Source organism: Mesorhizobium sp. M0058 (genome assembly GCF_040323095.1).
In the GTDB taxonomy this organism is placed as follows: domain Bacteria; phylum Pseudomonadota; class Alphaproteobacteria; order Rhizobiales; family Rhizobiaceae; genus Mesorhizobium.
In genome coordinates this window covers 83365-97553 of the sequence record NZ_JAMYUQ010000015.1, presented here as the reverse complement: position 1 = coordinate 97553, position 14189 = coordinate 83365, and the positions used below count along the sequence as shown (strand labels likewise).

17 protein-coding genes are annotated in these 14189 nt (G+C 58.3%); 12 read left to right on the top strand and 5 right to left on the bottom strand.

Annotation, left to right across the window (positions count from 1 at the left end; all coding sequences use genetic code 11):
* Positions 1-81: 81 nt before the first annotated feature.
* Positions 82-1482: a phospholipase D family protein gene (locus NKJ75_RS24885; protein WP_352500317.1), complete on the bottom strand. Its 1401-nt coding sequence runs from the start codon at positions 1480-1482 to the stop codon at positions 82-84.
* A gap of 422 nt (positions 1483-1904) precedes the next feature.
* On the opposite strand from NKJ75_RS24885, the gene NKJ75_RS24880 reads away from it, so the two are divergent.
* From NKJ75_RS24880 to NKJ75_RS24855, 6 genes are all read left to right on the top strand, one after another.
* Positions 1905-2432 carry a YciE/YciF ferroxidase family protein gene (locus tag NKJ75_RS24880; protein ID WP_023681150.1) on the top strand — a complete coding sequence of 176 codons (528 nt, stop codon included), beginning with the start codon at positions 1905-1907 and terminating at the stop codon, positions 2430-2432.
* Between the two features lie 54 nt (positions 2433-2486).
* A complete protein-coding gene (locus NKJ75_RS24875) occupies positions 2487-2651 on the top strand; it encodes a hypothetical protein (protein WP_023681149.1) in 165 nt (54 codons plus the stop codon).
* Entirely contained in the window at positions 2648-2860 is a 213-nt protein-coding gene (locus tag NKJ75_RS24870; protein WP_245259911.1) for a hypothetical protein, read from the top strand. The genes NKJ75_RS24875 and NKJ75_RS24870 overlap by 4 nt, the downstream gene beginning before the upstream one ends.
* 68 nt (positions 2861-2928) lie before the next feature.
* Positions 2929-3705 (top strand): exodeoxyribonuclease III, encoded by a 777-nt coding sequence (gene xth, locus NKJ75_RS24865; protein WP_352497959.1) that lies wholly within the window; start codon positions 2929-2931, stop codon positions 3703-3705.
* A gap of 60 nt (positions 3706-3765) precedes the next feature.
* Positions 3766-4383, top strand: a complete 618-nt coding sequence (locus tag NKJ75_RS24860) for a hypothetical protein (protein WP_352500316.1) — start codon at positions 3766-3768, stop codon at positions 4381-4383.
* Between the two features lie 15 nt (positions 4384-4398).
* Positions 4399-4596 carry a PQ-loop domain-containing transporter gene (locus NKJ75_RS24855; RefSeq protein WP_352500315.1) on the top strand — a complete coding sequence of 66 codons (198 nt, stop codon included), beginning with the start codon at positions 4399-4401 and terminating at the stop codon, positions 4594-4596.
* A 100-nt stretch (positions 4597-4696) separates the two neighbouring features.
* On the opposite strand, the gene NKJ75_RS24850 is transcribed toward NKJ75_RS24855, so the two are convergent.
* Positions 4697-5296, bottom strand: a complete 600-nt coding sequence (locus tag NKJ75_RS24850) for a cupin (protein WP_023739554.1) — start codon at positions 5294-5296, stop codon at positions 4697-4699.
* Positions 5297-5336: 40 nt separating this feature from the next.
* Positions 5337-5846 (bottom strand): pyridoxamine 5'-phosphate oxidase family protein, encoded by a 510-nt coding sequence (locus tag NKJ75_RS24845; RefSeq protein WP_023739555.1) that lies wholly within the window; start codon positions 5844-5846, stop codon positions 5337-5339.
* Positions 5847-5863: 17 nt separating this feature from the next.
* Here NKJ75_RS24845 and NKJ75_RS24840 point away from each other — a divergent pair, with 17 nt between their 5' ends.
* The gene (locus NKJ75_RS24840; protein WP_352500314.1) at positions 5864-6166 is read left to right on the top strand and encodes a hypothetical protein; all 303 of its coding nucleotides are present in this window, start codon (positions 5864-5866) and stop codon (positions 6164-6166) included.
* Between the two features lie 284 nt (positions 6167-6450).
* Here the strand turns inward: NKJ75_RS24840 and NKJ75_RS24835 are convergent, their stop codons facing one another.
* On the bottom strand, positions 6451-7368 hold the full coding sequence (locus tag NKJ75_RS24835) for a glycoside hydrolase family protein (protein ID WP_023700021.1): 918 nt from the start codon (positions 7366-7368) through the stop codon (positions 6451-6453).
* 353 nt (positions 7369-7721) lie between these two features.
* Between NKJ75_RS24835 and NKJ75_RS24830 the strand changes: the two genes are divergently transcribed.
* The 3 genes from NKJ75_RS24830 to NKJ75_RS24820 are packed head-to-tail and all read left to right on the top strand — an operon-like array spanning position 7722 to position 10608.
* The gene (locus tag NKJ75_RS24830) at positions 7722-8894 is read left to right on the top strand and encodes a glycosyltransferase family protein (protein ID WP_352500313.1); all 1173 of its coding nucleotides are present in this window, start codon (positions 7722-7724) and stop codon (positions 8892-8894) included.
* A gap of 2 nt (positions 8895-8896) precedes the next feature.
* Positions 8897-10039: a UDP-galactopyranose mutase gene (gene glf / locus NKJ75_RS24825; protein ID WP_023681140.1), complete on the top strand. Its 1143-nt coding sequence runs from the start codon at positions 8897-8899 to the stop codon at positions 10037-10039.
* A gap of 47 nt (positions 10040-10086) precedes the next feature.
* A complete protein-coding gene (locus NKJ75_RS24820) occupies positions 10087-10608 on the top strand; it encodes a ferritin-like domain-containing protein (RefSeq protein WP_023687824.1) in 522 nt (173 codons plus the stop codon).
* Positions 10609-10677: 69 nt separating this feature from the next.
* Here NKJ75_RS24820 and NKJ75_RS24815 read toward each other — a convergent pair whose 3' ends face one another.
* Positions 10678-11835: a beta-glucosidase gene (locus NKJ75_RS24815; RefSeq protein ID WP_352500312.1), complete on the bottom strand. Its 1158-nt coding sequence runs from the start codon at positions 11833-11835 to the stop codon at positions 10678-10680.
* 299 nt (positions 11836-12134) lie between these two features.
* Between NKJ75_RS24815 and NKJ75_RS24810 the strand changes: the two genes are divergently transcribed.
* Positions 12135-13025: an MBL fold metallo-hydrolase gene (locus NKJ75_RS24810; protein ID WP_023668030.1), complete on the top strand. Its 891-nt coding sequence runs from the start codon at positions 12135-12137 to the stop codon at positions 13023-13025.
* Positions 13026-13222: 197 nt separating this feature from the next.
* A complete protein-coding gene (gene cyoA / locus NKJ75_RS24805) occupies positions 13223-14188 on the top strand; it encodes a ubiquinol oxidase subunit II (protein ID WP_084627195.1) in 966 nt (321 codons plus the stop codon).
* Position 14189 lies beyond the last annotated feature (1 nt).

Sequence of the window (14189 nt, the reverse complement as noted above, 5' to 3'; positions counted from 1 at the left end):
ATCAGGGTTTCACGTTTCGCTCACGCGATCCCCGGCAGGGCAATTTGCTGAGATCGCGAGGTCCTCGGCCATCGTCGGATGCTAGAGCTGAGATTCGATCGGGAGGTGACGGACGAAGACCGCCAGGATACGGCGAAAAAATCCGGCTTCTGGTTCATGCGTATAGTCCTGAATCTTGCCTTCGCCGCATCCATGCCAATGCAGAACATTGTGCTTCAGTTCGAGCCGATAGCTTGTTTCCGGAGATATTTCCGATTGGAATCGATGCCGCAGCTCGGCGACCAATTTCGGATCCTCAAACAGCACGCCCATTTCCGAGTTCAAGGACACTGACCGTGGATCGAAATTGAAGGAACCGACGAAGCCGATATTGTCGTCGACGGTGAAAGCTTTCGTATGCAGACTGGCGCCCTTCGAGCCAAACACCGAGATTGCGGAGCGCCGGTTGAACGGCTGAAGCTCGAAAATATTGACGCCATTCCTCAGCAGCCGCTTGCGATAGTTTGCGTAAGCGCCATGGACTGCGGCGACGTCCGTGGCGGCCAGGGAATTGGTCAGAACCGAAACGTCAACACCGGCGCCGACAAGGTCCAGCAAGATCGCTGTGCCCCTTTTGCCGGGGATGAAATAGGGCGACACAATTTCCAGACACCCGCGCGTGGATTGGATGATCGGACGCAGCTCTTTCATAAGCCAGCTGCGACGTCTCCAACCACGAACTTTCTCCGGCGGATCGGAAATGACCCGCACGCCATCCACCCAATGAACGTCGTTGCTGGCCGCAATAAACTCCGTGATCGAGCCCCGGTTGCCGATGCCGTTCAGGAATTTGGGATCGGGGCCGGTATCGCTTCCTTCAAGCCATTTGGCATGCTCATGCTCAGCCACTGATCCCAAGGTTTTGATTGGCTTGGCTTCATTGCAAGCCCAGAAGGCATCGAATATCGCCGCGGTTTGCCGTACCGCAGGCCCCAGGAGCAGCAGATCGAGATCCCGGAAATTGGTTTCTGCCGCATCGAAATAGGCATCGCCAACATTCCGACCGCCGACAATGGCAAATTTGTCGTCAACGATCCAAGCCTTGTTGTGCATCCGTCGCGTCAATGCAAAGAGCCGCAACAGCACTTCCACACCACGCATGATCCGGCCGCGCCTGATACCGCTCGGATTGAATAACTTCAGTTCGATGTTTGGATGGTGGTTCAGCGCCAGATATGCCGCATCATTTTTGCGCGGATTGACGTCGTCAAGGAGCATGCGCACCCGAACACCGCGCTCAGCAGCTCGAAAAACCTCGCGAAGCAGCAAGCGGCCGGTGTGGTCATCATGCCAAAGGTAATACATCAGGTCGAGGCTGCGCTCAGCGCTCCTTGCCGCCAGCACGCGCACGGCGAAAGCGTCATAATTGTCCGAGACAAGCAGCAAGCCGCTCTTGCCGGCCTTGATGTTGTCGTCTGCGGTTCGCGAAAGTGATACGTCCATAAAAATTGCCACCTTTGGACGGCGCTCGCTGCCATCCCGCTCAAATCATAGCTAGAACCATTCTGAGGTATTCTGGTTGCATACGCAGCGTCCAATCACCCAATTGCTGGATGCAAGTAGGGCCAGCAATCAAGCGGCTGCAGAGCGGTCAGGAGGCTTGAGAGGCGTTGCCCCGACTGCTCTGCTGCCGCCGCGGAACTTGCGTCTCCTGCAGTCCCAGGCCCTCAGACCGCACGACCGTTGGCGGGAGCCCGATGGCGTGCGCCCCGCCGCGGCTCTTCGACGAGAATGACGTGGTCGTTGTTCTCAGTGAAGCGCAGGACCTTTAAATTTAGATATCTCCATTATCCCGGAACCGGGTTCGGGGTTCCGAGTTAAGAAAATGCTCGCGACGGGCAATTTTCAACAGAGGAGACGGCACAATGCCCACTGCCAAGAAAGCCAATGGCAACAACAAGGACCTGGAGGACCTTTTCCTCGATGGCCTCAAAGACATCTACTATGCCGAGAAGAAAATTCTGAAAGCCTTGCCGAAGATGGCCAAAGGCGCATCCGAAGAGCAAGTTTCGGCAGCATTCGAGAAGCACCTCGCTGAAACCGAGGGGCAGGTCGAACGTCTGGAGGAGGTCTTCGAGATTCTCGGCGCGGCCGCGCGCGGCAAAACCTGCCCGGCGATCGACGGCATCCTGGAGGAAGGATCTGAAATCCTTCAGGAGTACAAGGGTTCGACTTCGCTCGATGCAGGGCTCGTCGGTGCCGCGCAAGCAGTGGAGCACTACGAGATCGCCAGGTATGGAACCCTGATCGCCTGGGCTACGACGCTCGGCAAGGACGACGTGGTTGCGCTCCTCAATGCGACACTTGAAGAGGAGAAGGCCACCGACGAGGCGTTGACTGCCCTCGGTGAAGCCGGCGTCAACGAACGAGCGGCAGAACGGAAAGCGGCTTGATTGATCGCCTACCCAACCGCCTCGGCGACCCATGTGCCGAGGCGGTCCCGGGAGATGAAGGACATGATCACGCATATTTACAAAGGACTGGAATGTTTCCTGCTTGAGTGTTCGGCCGCGCTGGTCAGGCGCCGCGCCCTTGGCGGTTCGCGCAGCGATCCTCGGCAGTTGCGAGAACAGCGCAGAGATGAGTTCAGGGCCCGCAAAGTCGCCGAATGAGCGCCAAGATGGAGAGTCGGATGGGCTTCTTTGGAAAATATTTCTCAGGACTGTTGAGCAAGAAATCGACTGACGGCAAGGGGAGCGGCGATATGCGTAAAGCTACCGGCGCGGGTCCGGCGATTGCCGCGCATTCCAAAGATGCAAAGACATCCGCTGCTTCCGGTCAGAGCACCAATGCTTCGAGCAAAAATGCAGATGGACGATGACAAAAGGCAAGATTTGGCTACCGACCCTATGTCGCATCGAAGCGGCGCAAAGACGTTAAATCGTCGAGATGACCCGCATCGCAACCTTCAACGTCAATGGCGTCAACGGCCGACTGCCAGTGCTTCTCAAGTGGCTTGGCGAAACCGGCTATGACATCGTCTGCCTTCAAGAACTGAAGACCTCTGACGAAAAATTTCCCGTCGATGCGATTAGAAACGCCGGCTATGGCGCAATCTGGCACGGACAGAAGTCCTACAATGGCGTGGCAATCCTCGCTCGCGGGATTGAGCCGCTGGAACGTCGTCGAGGTCTGCCGGGCGATCCCGACGATTCGCACAGCCGCTACATCGAGGCAGATGTGAATGGGCTTGTTGTCGGCTGCCTGTATTTGCCCAATGGCAATCCAGCGCCGGGGCCGAAGTTCGACTACAAACTTCGCTGGTTCCAACGTTTGATCACCTATGGCCAGGTGCTGCTCGGCGATAGCTCACCGACCATCCTGTGCGGCGACTATAACGTCGTTCCAGGCCCGATCGACGCGGCGGTGCCGGGGCGCTGGGTTGGCGATGCCGTTTACTTCCCCGAGAGCCGGAGCGCGTACGCCGAAATGCTTGCTCAGGGCTGGTTCGATGCGGTTCGTCGCATTCATCCAGAAAAAGGAATTTACACCTATTGGAACTTCTCCTACCGCGGCGGGTACGATCGGAGTTCCGGGCTCCGGATGGACCATCTCTTGCTGAGTTCATCCCTATTGGATCGCCTGAAGAATGCCGGAGTAGATGCCGAAACGCGTGCATGGGACAAGCCGAGCGATCATGCGCCAGCCTGGATAGAACTTGATTGAGCTTCCTCGGCAAGGAGCCTGAAGACCTGGTGGCGCTCCTTCGTGATTAGATTTGGCCGCATGTCTATCGCAACAATGAGGACTGCCGGCGCCAAGCGATTCAAGGACGCAATGATGACAAACACTCAAAAGGAAGCTGAACTGATTGCGCGCCTTGCACGCCAGCATGGCGTCACTGATGGCGCTGTCATGGCTGTCCTTGAGGCGTTGCGGCGTGGTGGTGGAACCATGGCCCAGTTCAGCCACGTCGACTTCGGAGGAATGTCACAATGGTCCTCCGGCATGACGATGGTCGGCGACATGTTCGATGACAGCCTCAAGGCGAAGCTCAACACTATCGCGGCGGAGCTCTCGGCCTACCTGCGCGATCATCCCGCCAAGCCACAACGCGACGACACGAGCTATCGTTCTGCAGCTATGGCCCACGCCGGCTCATGGTGGCCTGAGGAGCTTGGGAGCCCGTCTGCCGCTGGTTCTCAAAACAATATGCGCTACGCAGCGTTTCCTGAGCAAAGCCGCCTGGTCATCGACGATCATGGAAAGATGGAGATTTATGACACAGGCGACCATCGCATATCCGGTGTTTCGCAGAGCCAGAGCACGGACTCCACCCTGACCTTTGTCAGCCAGCACGGCGTGGTCCGCGTATCTGATCTCAAGCGCGTATCTGCGACGTAGGTCAGGGCCGCTTCAATGCAGACAGTCACGCTCATCGGCTATCTCGCGACCGTCTGCTCGATGAGCAGTTTCACCCCGCAAGCCTGGAAAATCATCAGGACACGAGAGACAAATGGCGTCTGTCTCCTGCTGTCAGCCTTCATTCTCACAATGACAGTCCTGCCGCAGGCTGAGAAAGACGCAGTTGCCAAGGCTTTCGACCCCGACGACTAAAGCGCGTCGCGTTTGAACGGACTCAGAAAACGCGCGCTTTGGGTCTTTGTTTTATGCATCTCGTCGTCTCAAAACCGGAGCCACTTTTGAGCGACATGCATTAGCGCTTCCAACTTTTCAGAAGCGGACCTTGGCTACCATATGCAGGATCCTTGCGCGGACGCCCCACCTTGGGGATGGTTGCGAGCGCATCGCTATGCTGATCCTTGCTCCTACATTCGTCATAAGTCCCAAACGGAGGATACGCGCCGACAACCAAAAAATCATCGGATGCCGAGAGGCATTGGTGCCCGGTGCCTGCCGGGAGGACCGCGACGTCGCCAGCCTTCAGCGACAGCGTTCGTCCTTTCTTGCCCCCAAACCGGACTTCAGCATTTCCGCGGGCAATGCCCAGAACCTCGTGTATTTGCGAATGATAGTGAACGTAATCATAGATGCCGTTTCGCCAGCTATCGCCCCATCCGTTTGCATCGAAAAGCACCTCCATGACGGCTGCTGGATCAAGTCCTTCGGGCAATTCGACGGCGCCTCGATAAACGACGAGCGGCCATGCTGGATTATTGGGTACAAGTCCATCATCCTTGAACCAGAACTCATTCGACTTTCGCTGCCTCACAAATCCGGCGACAGCTTGCTTGCGCGGTCTTGCGAAACCGGTGACGTTCTCGATCACTTTCTTGCTGGTTTCCAAAATGCTCATCGACGCTGCCTCTAAAGCAGAGGTTAGTTTAGCCGCTCGCTCAGAGCTCGACCTTTGCGTTGTCGCCCACATTCGGCTTGGCGCCGGTAACGGCCGCAAACACCATCGTTGCGGTAGCCATCATTAGCCCCGGGCTGTCCCACAATTCGCCTTCCTCGGGTTTCACCGTTATCAGACGAATCTCGGGATCATCGGCATTATCCCACCAGGCTGAGTCAGTTTTCTCCCAGAGCTCGGCGATCTTTTCCCTGTCATTTGTCACTGTGGCCGGGCCTGACATCGTGACGTATTTGTAGTGGCTGTTGTCACTCCAGGCCAATGTGACCTTTGGATAGGTCGACAGCTGCTTGCTCTTGGCGCTGTCGTCATTGACGAGGAAGTATATGGCGTTTTCCTCACGGACCACACGCGCAGATAGCGGACGGGCTCGATTGTACTCGCCGTCCCAGGTCACGAACATGCAGACGTCGATGTTTTCGGCGAGTTCCCAGATGCGGTCTGTTGCCTCGGCGGGCGTGAGGTCCGTCTGCTGCTCTCGGCGGTTAGCCATAAGATGTCCTCCTGCGGGTGAATATCCTTGCTGACAACTCACGTCCCGCCACGACGTTCCAACTCACTGGTTCCTCCGACCTGCTAAGCGGCGGTGGAACTTTCGAAATTGCCGGAAGTTTGGATGGCAAACGCGAGGCCATGATGGCGGACAAGACGCTTCGAACATCAAAACGGACACCCGAGCAGGACGCAAAGGGTCAGTCGGAAAAGGACCACAAGGGCGGCGGAAGCGATGGCGTCGCCAGCGCCGATCCGCGGGTGATCTCCGGCAAAAAAGACGGCGACGCGACATTCCCTGTCAAGGGACCGAAGAAATAGCTATGAGCTCATTGGCAGGGCATCTGTCATCAATGCCACGGAGAAAATTGACGAACGGCTCAAGTCATTTCGCTAAAAGCGACAGAGTTAGGGCCGGCCTTCCCGACTTGCCGCCCGCCAAGTGCGATCGCGGCAATCGTCAATCCGCATCGGCCATGTCGTGTCTCCTACTGCGTCGGATGACACTTTACTTGCCGTCACCGACGCGGATCACCTTCAACCCTCAGGAGTTTCATGGCCGCATGACGCGCATCCGCCTGAAGGCGCTAATGGCAGCCTGGAAATTACGCGACCTTTGAAAAGAGAGCGACGTCGCATCTGGCTAAACCATAGCGCCATCGGTGATCGGTTGTGGCAACCCGGCTCTGGTAGAACAGTGAAAGCTGACTGCCATCGATCATCACTGTCGAGTGGCCGTTCTCGCCCGGTTGACCTGGCTCCAGCACCGGGCCGATCGAAACGTAAGGCCCGCTGACCTCGTCGGCGATGGCAAAAAACACCCGTTGCCGGTTTCCCCGAAGGCCATTCGGAAGAAAGCAAGTGGCGTTGAGAAGCACCCGGCCGTCCGGCAGCTCGATCAGTTGCGCGCCCTCAATGCCCCATTCGTAGTCGGGATCATCTCTGGTGTTATGGTGGGGAACATCGTTGTGGTCGAGGATTTTGCCGATCCGCTTCCACGGACCGAACCACGAGTCGGACTGGCTACGTGCCAGATAGATGTCGGGCTGAGGCACCCTGGTGAATTTTGGCATAGCCGAATAAACCAGGTAGCGCCCACCGCCAATGACTGCTGGATGCGGATCGTAAATGCCGTCCTCTTCCGTGTCCGGGATGGCCAGAATGGCCGGACTGAGGACTACCCAATGGAACCCGTCGTTGGAAACCGCATGCTCGCAACGGCCACCCGACTTCATGAATTCTGTCTGGATGAACATGTGGAAGACGCCGCACTCGTGGGTCACACCGGGAGCCGCAACACCAGTACCGTTGATTGGAAGTTCGATCGGCTCATGCTCGGCCCACGGCCCATAAAGATCGGGCGCCGTGGCATGCAAGATTCTCCACGTCTCGGTGGTGACCGTGCCGCTTGACCCGAAGACGTGCCAGACACGGCCATCGAAGACAGGACACGGGTCCTTGAGATCATCCACGCTTTGCGGATGAAACAGTGGAAAAACGTTGGTTTCAAAGTTGATGTTCATGTCAGCCCCGGAATTCGCCTCGGCAGTCGGAGACGCGCAGAGATACAGGCGAATCATTGATGTTAGGCACATTCTATAGCCAACGAGTTCAACGCAAATACGGCAATGCCGCTGTCCACCAGCATTCCTCGTTCAACCACGCTTTCAGTGGCGGCCGGGTTCCGACAGCCGCCCTCGCCTCCGCACCCAGATCCCGCTTCGTGCGTGGACCAAGCGGGCGACCGGGCCTTCTTCATTTCAGTTGGAACAACTCACCTGATCGAAAGTTAGGAGCTGGAACTAAGTAGTTCTCTCCATTCGCGATTAACAAATGTTAATCGTAACATAAATAGTGTCACAGAGGGAGTATGTCAATGGAAGCGGCCTTTGGCGGGGTAACCGGCAGTCAATATGTTCGTCGCGAAAATATACTGGTTTGCTTCTCCCACTTACGATGGAATTTTGTTCACCAGCGTCCGCAGCATCTCCTCACCCTTGCATCCGCTCAGCAGCGAGTGGTCTATTTTGAAGAACCCGTTTTCGAAGAATTGCCGCAGCCGCTGATGCGGACGAGCGTGGCATCGGAAAACATTCTGATTGTCACACCAGTGCTGCCGCTTGGCACGTCGGCCGCGAAAGCAGATGCCGTCCAGCGGAGATTTGTGCAGCAGACCATCGCTTCTATGCCGCATAGCCGGCTGATCGCCTGGTACTACACCCCAATGGCTCTTCGCTTTACGGAATTCCTCGACCCAGACATATGCGTCTATGACTGCATGGACGAACTCTCTGCGTTCAGGAATGCGCCCCCCGAGCTGGGCCAGATGGAAAAGGCGCTTCTGCGCCGCGCGGATCTCGTTTTCACCGGTGGTCTAAGCTTGTTCGAGACCAAGCGTCACCTCCATCCCGCCATCTTTCCATTTCCGAGCAGCATCGATGTGAGGCACTTTCACACCGCAAGACGGCCAGGAAGGGAACCAGCCGACCAGGCCGGCATTCCTTCCCCGAGGGTTGGATATTTCGGCGTCATCGACGAGCGGCTGGACGTCGATCTCGTGGCGCTAGCGGCAAAGACAATGCCGGACGTGCATTTCGTCATGCTCGGTCGGGTCGTCAAGATCGACCCTGCAAGCCTGCCGCAAGCCGAAAACCTGCATTGGCTTGGCCCGAAAGCCTACTGCGATCTGCCCGACTATTTGCGCCATTGGGACGCCGGATGGATGCCGTTTGCCCTCAACGAGGCGACGCGTTTCATCAGCCCGACCAAGACGCCGGAATTCCTCGCCGCGGGTCTGCCGGTGATCTCGACGGCAATCGTCGACGTGGTGCGCAGTTACGGTGCTGCCGGGCTGGTGGAAATCGCCGACTGTGACGATCTGGAAATCAAGCTGCGCTCCGTCCTTTCGCGACCGCGTCAGATGCTCCTGCAGCAAGTCGATGCCTATCTTGCGGACATGTCCTGGGAACGGACATGGAATGCCATGGCAGCTCACATTGAGCGCGCCTATCAACGCAAGAAGGTCGTGCCCCTTCGCAGGAGTGCATAGCCATGTTCGATTGGCTGATCGTCGGCGCGGGTTTCGCCGGCAGCGTGCTTGCCGAAAGGATAGCGTCGCAGCGTCAAGAAAGCGTTTTGCTGATCGATCGCCGCAGCCATGTGGGAGGCAACGCCTACGACTGCTACAATGAAGCCGGCATCCTCATCCATCGCTACGGCCCGCACATCTTCCACACCAACAGCCAAACGATCGTGGACCACCTTTCGCAGTTCACGCAATGGCGGCCGTACGAGCACAGGGTGTTGGCGGCCGTGGACGGGCAACTGGTTCCCATCCCGATCAATCTCGACACCATCAACCGGCTTTACGGGCTGGACCTGACCTCGGCACAGCTGGAGGATTTCTTCGCGTCGCGACGCGAAACGGTGGAGGATGTCCGAACGGCTGAGGACGTCGTCGTCAGCACCGTGGGGCGCGAGCTCTATGAAAAATTCTTCCGCGGCTACACAAGAAAGCAATGGGGCGTCGATCCCAGTCAGCTAAGCAAATCTGTCACGGCACGAGTGCCGACCAGGACCAACCGTGACGACCGCTATTTCAGCGACAGCTTCCAGAAAATGCCGGCCGGCGGGTACACTCGGATGTTCGAGCGCATGCTCGACCATCCGAATATCAAGATCATGCTGCAGACCGATTTCCGTGAAATTCGTGAGAAGATACCGTTCAGGCGCATGGTTTATACCGGCCCGATCGATGAATATTTCGGCTGGCAGCTCGGGCACCTTCCGTACCGTTCGCTTCGTTTCGAGCACGTTACACTGGATTGCGAGCAATTTCAGCCGGTTGCCGTGGTCAATTATCCCCAGACGGAAGATTACACGCGCATTACCGAGTACAAACATCTGACCGGCCAGCAGAGTTCGCGGACCAGCCTGACCTACGAATACCCCACGGACATCGGGGACCCGTACTATCCCGTGCCCCGGCCCGAAAACGAAGTGCTCTACAAGCGCTACGAAGCGCTCGCGGCAAGCTGCCCAGACGTCTGGTTTGTCGGTCGGCTTGCAACTTACCGCTATTACAACATGGACCAGGTAGTCGGACAGGCTCTGGCCACTTTCGCGCGCATCCAAAAAAGCCTCCCGGCCTGGGCGCGCACGGAGGAGCCGTTGTTGGCCGAGCCGAGAAGATAGTTTCTTCCAAGACGGAAGATCGGGCGGGTATCAGAAGGAGAAACTCGATGGATACAAACTTCAACTCGGAAAGCCGCGAGATATTTATCGTCGGCTTGCGCAACGCGCACGCCATGGAAAATCAAGCGCTGTCGATCATGAAGCCTCAGGTCGAGCGTATAGAGAACTATCCGGAGGTGGCCGATCGCTTGCGCCGGCACATTCAGGAAACCGAAGGCCAGATCACGAGACTCGAGTCCGTCCTGGAGGGCCTTGGCGAGGAGCACTCCACCCTCAAGGACACTGCCTTGTCGATGGTTGGCAGCGTGGCCGCCATTGGACATTCGATGGCCGGCGACGAGATCATCAAGAACAGCCTGGCGAATTTCGCATTCGAGAACTACGAGATTGCTGCCTACAATTCGCTGCTGGTACTGGCCGACGCCGGGGGCTTCCAGGATGCTGAAAGGGCCCTCAAGCAGAACCTGAACGAAGAGGAAGCCATGGCCAACTGGCTCAAGGAAAATCTGAGCGACGTTACCATGCGATATGCCAGGCTGCGCGAGGCTGGGGCGACTGCAAAAAGCTGATGCACCGCACCGGCGCGGGCGGCGTTTCGAAACCCCCGCCCGCCCGCCCCTCCCTCGTTTGAGGCCCCTTCAAGGCATCGTGTCCGCGACGAGAAGAGCTTGCTGACGGGCCAGTTCATCTGCTGTGGGTTTGCGCAGGTGTCGCCTGCCGTCAGCCTGGATGACGGAAAACAAACCGACCTCGGCATGTCGCGAATTGTCCCAGCCCGGGTAGGCCGTTATCGGGTACAGGCAAATTCCCTCGATCGGCGCTCCGAGACTGATTGCGGAACGCACCTCGTCGCAGACATAGTGGAGCCAAGCCGGCCCGCCGGATCCCTCGGAGCCGGTCTCCGCAATGAACATCGGCTTGCCGTACCGGTGAGCAACTTCTAGCAACATTTCCGACAGGGCGCGGTACTCGTGGTGTCCCATCGGAATCGTCGGCCCGTTTACGTACCATTGATTGTGCGGGTAAAAATTCAAGCCCACGACATCGACAACATCTTCGCTCCCGCCCAACTCAGGTTCGGCGCGGCCCAGCAACATGTCGTAAGCTTCGAACTGCCCCTGTCGGGCGTTTTCGGCCCGGCGCCGTTCGCTGCGGGTCCGGTCACGAGGGGCGATATGGATAAGCGGCTCGGCCCAGACAAATCTGCAGGTGGGATCGATCTCCCGCATTGCACGAACACCCGCGATGGCGGCCTTCACGAGGTGCCGCTTGAACCATCCACGTTTGTTCGGCCCCACACGCGGGAAATAGCCGACCTCAACAGCCCATGCGAAAAAGGAGATTTCGTTGATGGGACACAACAGAGGCGATGTTCCGGTGATCGAACGGTGTACCTTGACGGCTTCTGCCGCGAACGAGGCATAGGCGTCGATGAAATGCAGCGAGCCCTGATCGACATGGTCCGGAGATCCGTAGTGAAAGATGTCCCAGATTACCTGAACACCTGCCGATCGGGCTGCCTCGATCATTGGCGCCCAACTTGACCAGTCATAGGTTCCGGGAGCGGTTTCGATCAAATGCCAACGCAGGCCGTCGCGGATGGTGCGAAGGCCGAGTTCGGCGCAGCCGCGGTAGTCGCCCAGGGCATGCAAATTATGCGAGGTCGCACGAATAAGATCGAGGCGAACGCCGTCCTTGCGCCGGTGCGAGGAGCATTCAAAGCCTGCCATGAAAAAACTGGCGAAGCGCGAAGCTTCCGGAACCGAGGCCTCCGTCTGGCGTCCCACTTCGCTCATTTTTCGAAGTCTCCTTTGGGCAATCGGCTTCGAACTCGGCCGCCTTGTCCGGACCGGGAACCGCGTTGGCGAAATACCGAATTCGGTCGGGCGCGCCCCATGTTCGTTGCTCAGTCCAGCTCGTCCTTGCGTGGCCGGGTAGTGCCGAACCCATTGGTAGAGCCTTTGTTCCGGTGGTGAACTGTCCGGGAGCCGCGTGGCAAATGAGGAACAAGGAGGCCCGTCCCAAGTTCGGGCGATGTACCGCCGCCGTCATCCACTCGAGCGGCTGCTCGGCAACAACAGAGGTATGGGATCACATGACCGTTCAGATTCGACTTTCCGAGATCGACCACGCCAGGCGCGAGGATCGTGGCGACGGCGCTTGGAGCATCGCACCGGACCTGGGTTACTTGCGGCTAGCAATCGTGAATGTCGTGTTCTTCGGCGCACCGGGCAGCGGAGATCGGAACTGGGTGCTGATCGATACCGGGTTGCCGACGTCTCGCAGCAGCATTCTAGCGGTCGCGGAAAAGCGGTTCGGCGTCAACGCACGGCCGGCTGCAATCATCCTGACCCATGGCCATTTCGACCATGTGGGAACGGTTCTAGAACTCGCAAATGGCTGGGACGTGCCTGTCTTCGCCCATCCACTCGAGCACCCCTATTTGGACGGAACCACATCCTATCCGCCACCGGATCCCTGGGTTGGGGGTGGACTGATGGCGCTGCTTTCACCGCTTTTTCCACGCGGGCCAATCGATCTTGGCAGCCGTTTGCAACCCTTGCCCGCCGATGGATCGATCCCCGGAATGCCCGGATGGCAATGGCTGCACACACCCGGACATGCCCCTGGGCATATCTCGCTCTGGCGCGAGCAAGACCGCTCGCTCATCGTAGGAGACGCTTTCATCACCACCGGTCAGGAGTCGGTCTATGAAGTCGCCATTCAGGATCTCGAGATGCACGGTCCGCCGCGCTATTTCACGCCAGACTGGGATGCAGCGGAAAGGTCCGTGAAGCATCTGGCTGCCTTGGGCCCCCAGATGGTCATCAGTGGACACGGTGCGGCTGCTGCGGGAGTGGGCATGCGTCAGGCTCTCGATAATCTGGCTGAGCGATTCAGGGTATTCGCCGTCCCGCCGAAATTGAAATTCGTGCGGGAGCCAGCGTCGCCGATAGCTAGGCCAATCGAGCCTCCATCGTTCTGAAATTATGGTCGGATTGGCGAACGCGGGACCATCGGACAGAGTAACTCGGTCCAGCGGAACAAACCCGGCCGGCGACAGTTGGGGCACTCGCTCAGGGGGCGACACCCTGCGAAGTGCCGCGAGGTTCCGCGCCATGGGGAGGCTCAGATGGAAACCCGATGAACGCATGCCCCTAGCACGCGTTCCCGCAAAGAGAGATTGCAGAACCGGTGTTGTTGCCATCCAGCCCTAAGTTGACACGCCAACTGCTCTGGATCCTCGGAGGCGCATTCTTGCCCGGTTGCGCGGGGGGAGTGCTCGATCCCCAAGGACCAATTGGCGTCGGCAATCGCACGATCCTTTTGAACTCGCTGGCGGTGATGCTGGTGATCGTTGTTCCCACGCTTGTTGCACTTCTGGCATTCGCCTGGAAGTTCCGCGCCTCGAACAGCAACGCCCGCTATAACCCGGAGTTCACCTATTCGGGACGCGTGGAGTTGATCGTCTGGTCGATCCCGACGCTCACCATCCTGTTCATTGGCGGTCTGATCTACTACGGATCGTATCAGCTCGATCCGCGCAAACCGATCCCTTCTAGCCAGCCGCCGCTCGACATTCAGGTGGTGGCGCTCGACTGGAAATGGCTGTTCCTCTATCCGGAGCAGGGCGTGGGCGCTGTCAATCAACTGGTTATCCCCGCCGGTGTTCCAGTGCGTTTCAAGTTGACCTCGGCCAGCGTGATGAACACGTTCTTCGTGCCCCAGCTTGGCAGCATGGTCTACGTCATGAACGGCATGCAGACCGAATTGCATCTGCAGGCCGACCGCGAGGGCAGCTTTTTCGGCCAGTCGGCGCACTTCAGCGGCGACGGCTTCTCGGATATGAATTTCAGTGTGAGCGCGGTTTCAGCCGATGCCTTCACCCGCTGGGCGTCATCGCTGCGTGGCGGGGGCGGCGTGCTCAACGCCAACGCCTATCGCGAACTCGCCCGGCAAAGCACAAATGTGGCGCCGGCTTCCTTCGGTCATGTCCAGCCTGGGCTGTTCGAAGCGGTCGTTCAGCAGACGCTCCCACCGGGTCCGGGCCCTGCTGAGAGCGCAGCCAGCGGCGAGCCACAGGTGAGCCCAAGGGCATTACCCGCGGCGGCGGCAACGATGACCCATCATCCACAAGGCGCAGAATGAC